Annotated in this window: 7 protein-coding genes and 1 pseudogene; 5 read left to right on the top strand and 3 right to left on the bottom strand. The window is 58.4% G+C overall.

The window, feature by feature from the left end; translation table 11 throughout:
* From ACIPLA_RS13760 to ACIPLA_RS13745, 4 genes are all read left to right on the top strand, one after another.
* A partial coding sequence (locus tag ACIPLA_RS13760) for a glycine--tRNA ligase subunit alpha (protein WP_401173594.1) occupies positions 1–353 on the top strand: 353 nt, incomplete at its 5' end.
* On the top strand, positions 350–2,404 hold the full coding sequence (glyS, locus tag ACIPLA_RS13755; protein ID WP_008007908.1) for a glycine--tRNA ligase subunit beta: 2,055 nt from the start codon (positions 350–352) through the stop codon (positions 2,402–2,404). The genes ACIPLA_RS13760 and glyS, both read left to right, overlap by 4 nt.
* Positions 2,405–2,408: 4 nt before the next feature.
* Positions 2,409–2,948, top strand: a complete 540-nt coding sequence (gene gmhB, locus ACIPLA_RS13750; RefSeq protein WP_162830932.1) for a D-glycero-beta-D-manno-heptose 1,7-bisphosphate 7-phosphatase — start codon at positions 2,409–2,411, stop codon at positions 2,946–2,948.
* Positions 2,949–3,029: 81 nt separating this feature from the next.
* A complete protein-coding gene (locus ACIPLA_RS13745; RefSeq protein ID WP_063342023.1) occupies positions 3,030–3,809 on the top strand; it encodes a 1-acyl-sn-glycerol-3-phosphate acyltransferase in 780 nt (259 codons plus the stop codon).
* 182 nt (positions 3,810–3,991) lie between these two features.
* Here the strand turns inward: ACIPLA_RS13745 and ACIPLA_RS13740 are convergent, their stop codons facing one another.
* Together ACIPLA_RS13740 and ACIPLA_RS13735 are read right to left on the bottom strand one after the other, a co-directional pair.
* Positions 3,992–6,304 carry a CHASE2 domain-containing protein gene (locus ACIPLA_RS13740; RefSeq protein WP_218395718.1) on the bottom strand — a complete coding sequence of 771 codons (2,313 nt, stop codon included), beginning with the start codon at positions 6,302–6,304 and terminating at the stop codon, positions 3,992–3,994.
* Between the two features lie 18 nt (positions 6,305–6,322).
* Positions 6,323–7,252, bottom strand: coding sequence for a FecR domain-containing protein (locus ACIPLA_RS13735; RefSeq protein WP_256348707.1), 930 nt, complete (start codon positions 7,250–7,252; stop codon positions 6,323–6,325).
* A 456-nt stretch (positions 7,253–7,708) separates the two neighbouring features.
* Between ACIPLA_RS13735 and ACIPLA_RS13730 the strand changes: the two genes are divergently transcribed.
* Positions 7,709–8,431 carry a response regulator transcription factor gene (locus ACIPLA_RS13730; RefSeq protein WP_218395714.1) on the top strand — a complete coding sequence of 241 codons (723 nt, stop codon included), beginning with the start codon at positions 7,709–7,711 and terminating at the stop codon, positions 8,429–8,431.
* Between the two features lie 72 nt (positions 8,432–8,503).
* Here the strand turns inward: ACIPLA_RS13730 and gyrB are convergent.
* Positions 8,504–9,376 (bottom strand): annotated as a pseudogene (gene gyrB, locus ACIPLA_RS13725) (DNA gyrase subunit B); the annotation flags it as partial.

Raw genomic sequence — 9,376 nt, 5'->3', positions numbered from 1 at the left:
TCCACCAGAACGAAGTGGAGCAGTCGACCTACAACTTCGAACACGCCAACGTCGAGAAGCTGTTCGAGTTGTTCGACTTCTATGAAAGCGAAGCCAAGCGCCTGATCGAACTCGATCAGCCATTGCCGTTGCCGAGCTACGAAATGGTGTTGAAGGCTTCCCACACCTTCAACCTGCTGGATGCGCGCCGGGCGATCTCGGTGACTGCGCGTCAGCAATACATTCTGCGGGTCCGCACCCTGGCGCGTTCCGTTGCGCAAGCCTACCTGCTGGCTCGCGCCAAGCTGGGCTTCCCGATGGCGACCCCGGACCTGCGTGATGAAGTACTGGCCAAGCTGGAGGCTGCACAATGAGTGCTCAAGATTTTCTGGTTGAACTGGGCACCGAAGAACTGCCACCCAAAGCCCTGAATACCCTGGCCGAAGCGTTTATGGCTGGTATCGACAAAGGCCTGCAAGCTGCCGGCCTGAACTACGAAACCAAAACCGTCTACGCCGCGCCACGTCGTCTGGCCGTGCTGATTACCGCGCTGGCGACCCAACAGCCGGATCGCAGCATCAACCTCGACGGCCCGCCGCGTCAGGCCGCGTTCGATGCCGAAGGCAACCCGACTCAAGCAGCCCTGGGCTTCGCCAAGAAGTGCGGCGTCGACCTGAGCGAGATCGATCAGAGCGGTCCAAAACTGCGCTACAGCCAAAGCATCGCCGGCAAGCCGACCGCGAGCCTGATGCCGACCATCGTTGAAGACTCCCTGAACGACCTGCCTATCCCCAAGCGCATGCGCTGGGGTGCTCGTAAGGAAGAATTCGTTCGCCCGACCCAATGGCTGGTGATGCTGCTTGGTGACCATGTCATCGACTGCACCATCCTTGCCCAGAAGTCCGGCCGCGATTCCCGTGGTCACCGCTTCCACCATCCTGAAAGCGTGCGCATCACCTCGCCGGCCAACTACCTGAACGACCTGCGTGCAGCCTATGTGCTGGCCGACGCCAACGAGCGTCGCGAGCTGATCAGCAAACGTACAGAAGAACTGGCGACACTGCAGGAAGGTACGGCGATCGTGCCGCCGAGCCTGCTCGACGAAGTGACCGCGCTGGTTGAATGGCCGGTGCCGCTGGTGTGCTCGTTCGAAGAACGTTTCCTGGACGTGCCGCAAGAAGCGCTGATCACCACCATGCAGGACAACCAGAAATATTTCTGCCTGCTGGATGCCGACGGCAAGTTGCTGCCTCGTTTCATTACCGTGGCCAACATCGAAAGCAAAGACCCGCAGCAGATCATCGCCGGTAACGAGAAAGTGGTTCGCCCACGCCTGACCGACGCCGAGTTCTTCTTCAAGCAAGACAAGAAGCAGAAACTCGAAGACTTCAACCTGCGTCTGCAGAATGTGGTGTTCCAGGAAAAACTCGGCAGCGTCTACGACAAGGCCGAACGTGTTTCCAGGCTCGCCGCGTTCATCGCTCAACGCATTGGTGGCAACCCGGCCTGGGCTTCCCGTGCCGGCCTGATGTCCAAGTGCGACCTGGCGACCGAGATGGTCGGTGAGTTCCCGGAGATGCAAGGTGTCGCCGGTTACTACTACGCCCTCAACGACGGCGAGCCGGAAGAAGTCGCCCTGGCGCTGAACGAGCAGTACATGCCACGCGGTGCCGGCGCTGAACTGCCGACTACCCTGACCGGTGCGGCCGTGGCCATCGCCGACAAGCTCGACACGCTGGTGGGTATTTTCGGTATCGGCATGCTGCCTACCGGGAGCAAAGACCCGTATGCCCTGCGCCGTGCTGCGCTGGGTGTGTTGCGGATCCTGATCGACAAGAAGCTCGACCTCGACCTGAACGACGCCGTGGCGTTTGCCGTGAATGCGTTCGGTACCAAGGTCAAAGCTGCCGGCCTGAATGACTCGGTGCTGGAATTCATCTTCGATCGTTTGCGTGCCCGTTATGAAGACGAAGGCGTTGATGTCGGGACTTACCTGTCGGTCCGTGCCCTGAAGCCGGGTTCGGCGCTGGATTTCGATCAGCGTGTACAAGCGGTAGAAGCGTTCCGCAAATTGCCGGAAGCCGCAGCCCTGGCCGCTGTGAACAAGCGCGTTTCGAACCTGCTGAGCAAGGTCGAAGGCTCTGTTCCTTCGGTCGTTGAAGCCAAGTACTTCGACAACGCCAACGAGTTCTCCCTGTATTCGGCGATCCAGCAGGCTGACCAGGCTGTCCAGCCGATGGCGGCGGCTCGTCAGTACAGCGAATCGCTGGCACGTCTGGCTGCCTTACGCGAGCCGGTGGATGCGTTCTTCGAAGCGGTGATGGTCAACGCCGAAGATGCCAAGGTGCGAGCCAACCGTTATGCGCTGCTGGCGCGTCTGCGTGGCTTGTTCCTCGGCGTCGCCGACATTTCGCTGCTGGGCTAAGGGGCTGCTGTTGAAACTGCTGATTCTCGATCGGGACGGAGTGATCAATTACGACTCCGACGCGTACATCAAGTCGGTGGAGGAGTGGATTCCGCTCCCCGGTTCGATCGAAGCGATCGCGCAGTTGAGCAAGGCCGGCTGGACGGTGGCGGTGGCTACCAACCAGTCGGGCATCGCTCGCGGCTATTACGACATCGCCACCCTGGATGCCATGCACGCTCGCTTGCGCGAGCTGGTGGCGGAGCAGGGTGGCGAAGTCGGGCTGATTGTCTATTGCCCGCACGGGCCAGACGATGGCTGCGATTGCCGCAAGCCAAAACCCGGGATGTTGAAAACCATCGCCGCGCATTACAACGTTTCGCTGACGAATCTATGGTTCGTCGGCGATACTCTCGGTGACCTGGAAGCCGCCAAAGCCGTCGACTGTCAGCCAGTTTTGGTAAAGACCGGGAAAGGCGAAAAGACTCAGGGCAAGACCCTACCGGCAGGCACCTTGATTTTTGACGATCTGGCGGCGATTGCCGCGGAACTTATCCACAACTAAGGCTCTTCTGACATCCTGGCCAAGGACTGATCGGGAGTGCGCTTGAATAGGCGGGCAATGCCCGCAACGGTAAATATCGCCATGTCGATACTGCAGGCCATCAGAACTTTCCTCTTTTACCTGCTGCTGGGCACCAGCTCTTTGCTCTGGTGCACCCTGAGCTTTTTTATCGCGCCGTTTCTGCCGTTCAAGGCGCGTTATCGTTTTATCAACGTGTACTGGTGCCGCTGCGCCTTATGGCTGAGCAAAGTCTTTCTGGGTATCCGTTACGAAGTGAAGGGTGCCGAGAACGTGCCGGACCAGCCCTGCGTGATTCAGTCGAACCACCAGAGCACCTGGGAGACATTCTTTCTCTCGGCCTACTTCGAGCCGCTGAGCCAGGTGCTCAAGCGCGAACTGCTCTACGTTCCGTTCTTCGGCTGGGCCATGGCGATGCTGCGACCGATCGCCATCGATCGCGGCAATCCGAAAGCTGCGCTCAAGCATGTAGCGAAGAAGGGCGATGAGCTGCTCAAGGACAAGGTCTGGGTACTGATCTTCCCGGAAGGGACTCGCGTTCCCTATGGCACCATCGGCAAGTTTTCCCGCGGTGGCACCGCGTTGGCCGTCAATGCGTCATTACCGGTACTGCCGATTGCACACAATGCCGGCAAGTTCTGGCCAAAAACCGGTTGGGCGAAACAGCAAGGCGTGATCACCGTGATCATTGGCGCGCCGATGTACGCCGAGGGCAGTGGGCCGCGAGCCATTGCCGACCTGAATGATCGGGTGCAGGCCTGGAACGAACAGATGCAGCGCGAGATGGGCTCGCTGCCAGCAGCCCCGGCAGCCCCGAGTGCGACCGATCAAGTGGCTGTCTGAGATTCTGTGGATAACCTGTGTACCGTTTTGTTGAAAAACACTGAATTTAGTTATTAAGTTAATGATTTACATACATATTTCTTAAGCAAGTAAAAAATCCGAAAAGGTGCATAAGTTTATTTCGGACGTAAAAAAACCGGCTGATATAGCCGGTTTTTTTATGCTCGCTGAAAACGTCTGGATCACTCGCTCAATAGCGGTAACTGGATGCTGAACGTCGACCCTTGCCCCACCACGCTACGACAGGAAATCCTCCCGCCATGACGATCCACCACCGCCTTGACCATGGACAAACCCAGTCCCAGGCCGTCACTGCCGTGAGCCGAGGTAAAACGCCGATACTGACTGAACAACTCAGGAAGTTCATCGACAGCAATCCCTCGCCCCTGATCGGCGATCTCGCACAGTAGCCAACCTTCGGCATAACTCACCCGCACTGAGATCCGCGAGCCCGCCGGACTGTACTTGATGGCGTTTTCCAACAGGTTAAACAGAGCCCGTGTCAGTAGCGATTGATCGGCCAGGACCAGCGCTTCAGCGTCTTCGTCGAGGTCATGCAGTAATTGAATGTTCTTCAGATGAGCAATGCTGGAGGCCTGATCGAAGGTATCGAGCAACAACATCGCGAACATGCTCGGCTGAAACTGATAGGCCTCGGACTCGGCTTTTGCCAACTGCACAAAAGCCTCGGTCAGGTTCAGCGCCTTGCGCACTTGTAACTCGATCTGGTTGAACACTTGAGTGTCACCGGGCACCTGATGCCGCTGGACGTCGAGCAAGGCGAGTATCGCCGAATGGGGAGCCCTGAGGTCATGGGACAAAAAACGCAGCAACACGGCTCGCTGTTCTTCGGCGTCGCGCTCGACGCTCAAGTCAGTGAGGCTTAGTAGCCAGCCAATCACGGAGTCACCCTCGGCCGGCAACAGCGGCGCCAGGTCCAGACGCAGGCTGCGTGCCTGGGTGTCACGAAACTCCAGCGGCTCCAGGCTCGACAACGCAGATGGCATTCCGTTGGACGGCACCGGGTAACCCAAGTCGCTCAGTTGCTCGAGCATGTCCTCGCCCACCAGGCCACGACAAAACACTTCTCGAGCCTTGCGGTTGGCCAGCAGAATACGTCCGCTCGGATCACTGATCAGCGTCGCCACCGGCAGGTATTCAAGCCCGTCGGCAATGAAACGTCGGGTATCGCGGGTCCGGCTCATGGCCTGCTCCAGCGCGACGATTTGCCCTTGCAGCACATCACCGGCCGGGGCCTGGGTACGACGACGTTCGGGAAAGACTTTTGGCTCGCTGTCCAGGCGCGCCAGTTCCCAGCCGAAATAAGCGAGCACCGCGTTCAGCCTTCGCCAATTCCAGATCAGGTAGCCCAGCATCATCCCTAGCAGGCTCGCCGCCGGTGACCACCACCAACCAAGCCGCAACAGTACACCCGAACCCAGTAGAGCGGCGGCCATTGCACCCAAAGTCAGCCATAGCGCGCGACGCGGACGCACCAGTAACAGGCCCAGCAACTCACCGACAATCATCACCGATAGCAACGCCGCCAAGCGCTGATCGAGAACCACGATGTTGCGCTGTTGCAGCAACCCGTTGAGGATATTCGCCTGAATCTCAACACCCGGTGTAGTGCCGAGGCTGGCCGATTGCGGTGTCACGTAGCGGTCGCCCAGGCCTGCAGCGGTCGAGCCGATCAGGATCAAGCGATCGCGCAGCAACTCGGGCGGAACTTCGCCGCGCAATACGCTGACGTAGGGCACAGTGGGAAAGCCCGCGTCGGAATGGATGAAAGGAATCCGTATTTCATGGGCTCGCTGCCAGCCTTGCGCCGATGGCAGGGCCGGGGTACCAGGCATCGGTACATTTCCCTTGTCGGTAAGGGTTTCTTCGTACAGCAGCCAGGCCAGTTGCGGGCGTGTTTTTTGCGCCGGGCCTTCGCTTAAATACACGCTGCGCACGATCCCATCAGCGTCCGCTTCGGCATTGATGTGCCCGACGCCTTTAGCGCAATGGCTCAGCGCAGCCACCGGTTCAATTTCTCCCAAGGGCTGCCCATAACGTGCGACGCCTTCGCGCAACAGCGGCACGAAAACATTCCCGGCCCGACAGACCGCCTGGGCCAAAAGCTGATCGTTGGCGGGATGGCTATCGGGTTCGCTGAAAATAACGTCGAATAGAACGCCTTTAACGTTCGCAGCGCTGAGCCGATCCAGCAGTTGCGCGTGCATGGCCCGCGACCACGGCCATTGGCCAAGCTGCTGCAAGCTGTAGTCATCGATCGTGACGATGAGTATTCGCGGATCCACCGGCAGCGGACTCAACCGACGCAGGTTGTCATACAGCAGATTGCTCAGGGCCAGCCCCTGATTCATGGACAGCATCGCCGTAAGCGGCAACAGGATCAGACAGACCCACAGCCACTCGCGCACCATCCGCTGAAACAACCGCTGAGCCTGGGTCGGCTCGCGGTCATCCTTCCTTGGTCGTCTCTTCATCGGTCGTCGACCAAGGCGCTATTGGACACGCGTGGTCCTGGGGTAATAGAAAATGTCATACACCCCGGTCTCTCCCTCTAACCCCTGAGCGTCATAGGCCGACAGGCGAACATGGTAGAAAAACGCTTTCAGCCCGCGGAACTTGACCTCTGGTGTGCTGGAAAACTGCTCTTGCTTGATGTCCAGAAAGGCTGCGTCGGTCGCCACTTGCGCCCGATAACGCTTAGCCCCTTCGATGGGCTTCATGATCAATTGCCACACAGGCACATTCCCCGTCTGACCGGCCTGACCTAATAAACGTGGAGCGGGTAACAAGTCGATTGGCGTCAGCGTGCCTTGTTTCTGAATACGCAAACCCTGGCGGGCCATGACCTGGACTTCGTCAGCTTCAACGCCCTTGGGGCGTTTGACAACGGGCCGGGCAGGGCGGAAACCCGACGTTTTTTCATCACGATTGACCGCCACTTGCCCGTTCAACACTTCCAGCAGCGCCTCGCCACCGTCATCGTTGCGCACCCGAAAGTGCGTACCCCTCACGCCCAGTACACCGACCGGCGTGACGATCTGAAAGCGATCATGGTCGCTGGCACGTTTGATCACATACGATTCAACCTGGCCCTGCTCAAGAATGACCTGAGGGATCGAATGTTCGTCATTGAGATGCAGGGTGATATGGGAACTGGAAGGCAACACCACCCGCGAGCCATCACCCAGGGACAGGCTGACAAATGCCGAAGGCGAGGTTTTGACGCCTTCCTGCTCGTCGATCGACATACCTTCCTGCAGCGGCGTCTGCTTGCCTTTGGCGTCCAGCTTCCAGGCTTCGCCAGTCAGATGCTCGACCGTTGCCGGCAGCGGTTGACCACGGCATTGTTGGTTTTGATCGATATAAGACAGACGTTTTGCCGAGGCGACAGCCGCTGATGCACTCTGGGCAAACAATCCCATCAGGCCAACCATCAGTAAAAGACAGACGCCAGAACGGCGTGGGAGCAATAAGGTCATGGGGTTCATGGATTGGCTTTTATGCTCTTATGAAGATCACGCCGGATAACGCACACAAGTATTTGACGCACGATACCTGAGCGGACGCTCTAGCAGATAGCTATGAGAGCAAAGGATATTGGAGATGACACATCCCTGTGTCGGAGCCGAGCAGGCACTCCGTGTGTTTCCCCTGAGCAGGGTACCGCCGAAAACCGGCGATCGACGGGCCTGCAAAGTGACTTGGCGCTCCCTGCGCCGGAGCACATCCCAATGCCCCTGTGCCGCTCAGCGACAACGAATTTACCGGCATAAATGACCTTCGCAGCAATTCGCCACAATTGTTCAGATTCGATCAATCAGCCTAAACTCCCGTAGGAATTTTCACTTTGCACTTACGAGATAAAGGAAACACTCGGCATGCGTGTCGCAATACTGGATGACGAGCCCGCTGAACTGCGCCGGGTTGAACAGACACTGCGACAGATCCCCGTCACGGGTGAGCAGGCGTGGACGCTGCATTGTTTCGAGCGGGGAGAGGACTTGCTACGGCAACTCCGGCGGGAGACCTTCGATCTACTGATCCTCGATTGGCAACTGCCCGATATCAGCGGTCTGGCGTTGTTGCGTTGGACCCGTGAACACATGGACGTACCACCCGCCGCGATCATGCTCACCAGTCGCGATACCGAAAGCGATATCGTCCAGGCGTTGAACGCCGGGGCCGATGATTACGTGAGCAAACCGTTTCGTCCCAATGAGCTGATGGCTCGGGTCAGCGCGGTGCTTCGTCGGCATGGGCTGCAACGCGCCGCGGCCACCGAAATACTGACCTTCAATGACCTCGAATTCGACGACGCCGAACTCACCGTCACCCGCGCCGCCACCCCCATCAGCCTGACCGAACGGGAATACCGGCTCGCCCGTTGCCTGTTCGCCAATCTGGGCCGACCTTTGTCCCGTGAATACTTGTATGAGCGTTTTTGGACCCATGAAGAAATAGCGTCCTCCCGCCCGCTGGATACTCATATTTATCGCCTGCGCAACAAGCTGGGCCTGACGGCCGATCGCGGTTGGCAACTGCTGACGATTTACGGGTATGGGTATCGGCTTGAGAGCGTGGCCACTGCTGCTAGCGAATGACGACCTTTCGGCGATCAATAAAAAAGGCCAACGCTTAGCGTTGGCCTTTTTCGTTTTAGCGGTCCTGCCGGATCAGAAGTCCAGGTTGGAAACCGCCAGGGCGTTACTTTCGATGAAGTCACGACGAGGTTCGACCGCATCACCCATCAGGGTGTTGAAGATCTGGTCTGCGCCAATGGCGTCTTCGATGGTCACTTTGAGCATCCGGCGCTGGCTCGGGTCCATGGTGGTTTCCCACAGCTGATCCGGGTTCATCTCGCCCAGACCTTTGTAGCGCTGGATGGTATGACGCTTGGTGCTTTCAGCCATCAGCCATTCAAGTGCTTCCTTGAATTCGGTGACCGGCTTCTTGCGCTCGCCGCGCTGGATGTACGCGCCGTCGTCCAGCAAGGTGCTCAATTGAGCGCCCAACGATACGACCGTCTTGTAATCGTTACTGCCGAAGAAATCGCGGTTGAAGGTGATGTAGTTCGACAGGCCGTGGGAGATCAGCTCGACCTCTGGCAACCAGACGTTACGTTCACGGTCTTCACGCAGGCTGGCTTTGTAAACCAGGCCGGATTTCTCGACGGTGCGCAGGCGAACTTCGAACTGAGCCATCCAATCCTGCATCGCTGCGTGATCGGACAGTTGCTCCATGCTCACCGCTGGCAGGTAGATGAAGTGCTCGGTCAGTTCCTGCGGGTACAGGCGCGACAAACGCTTGAGGGTCTTCATCACCAGACGGAAGTCATTCACCAGACGCTCGAGGGCTTCGCCGGAGATACCCGGGGCTTCTTCGTTCAGGTGCAGGCTCGCGTCTTCCAGGGCCGACTGCGTCATGTACTCTTCCATGGCGTCGTCGTCTTTGATGTATTGCTCTTGCTTGCCTTTCTTGACCTTGTACAGCGGCGGCTGAGCGATATCAGCGACGGCGGGTACTTCTTCGCGCTCATGAAGCTCATG

Origin of the sequence: Pseudomonas sp. NPDC086112, assembly GCF_044746425.1 — a bacterium.
Classification (GTDB): Bacteria; Pseudomonadota; Gammaproteobacteria; order Pseudomonadales; family Pseudomonadaceae; genus Aquipseudomonas.
Note: the sequence above shows the minus strand (reverse complement) of the source record. Positions and strands in the feature narration are given on the sequence as shown.

Excerpts from the sequence above, each read along its gene's own strand:
- glyS (WP_008007908.1), top strand. The coding sequence starts at position 350 with ATGAGTGCTCAAGATTTTCTGGTTGAACTGGGCACCGAAGAACTGCCA.
- ACIPLA_RS13730 (WP_218395714.1), top strand. The coding sequence starts at position 7,709 with ATGCGTGTCGCAATACTGGATGACGAGCCCGCTGAACTGCGCCGGGTT.
- ACIPLA_RS13745 (WP_063342023.1), top strand. The coding sequence starts at position 3,030 with ATGTCGATACTGCAGGCCATCAGAACTTTCCTCTTTTACCTGCTGCTG.
- ACIPLA_RS13740 (WP_218395718.1), bottom strand. The coding sequence starts at position 6,304 with ATGAAGAGACGACCAAGGAAGGATGACCGCGAGCCGACCCAGGCTCAG.
- ACIPLA_RS13735 (WP_256348707.1), bottom strand. The coding sequence starts at position 7,252 with ATGGGATTGTTTGCCCAGAGTGCATCAGCGGCTGTCGCCTCGGCAAAA.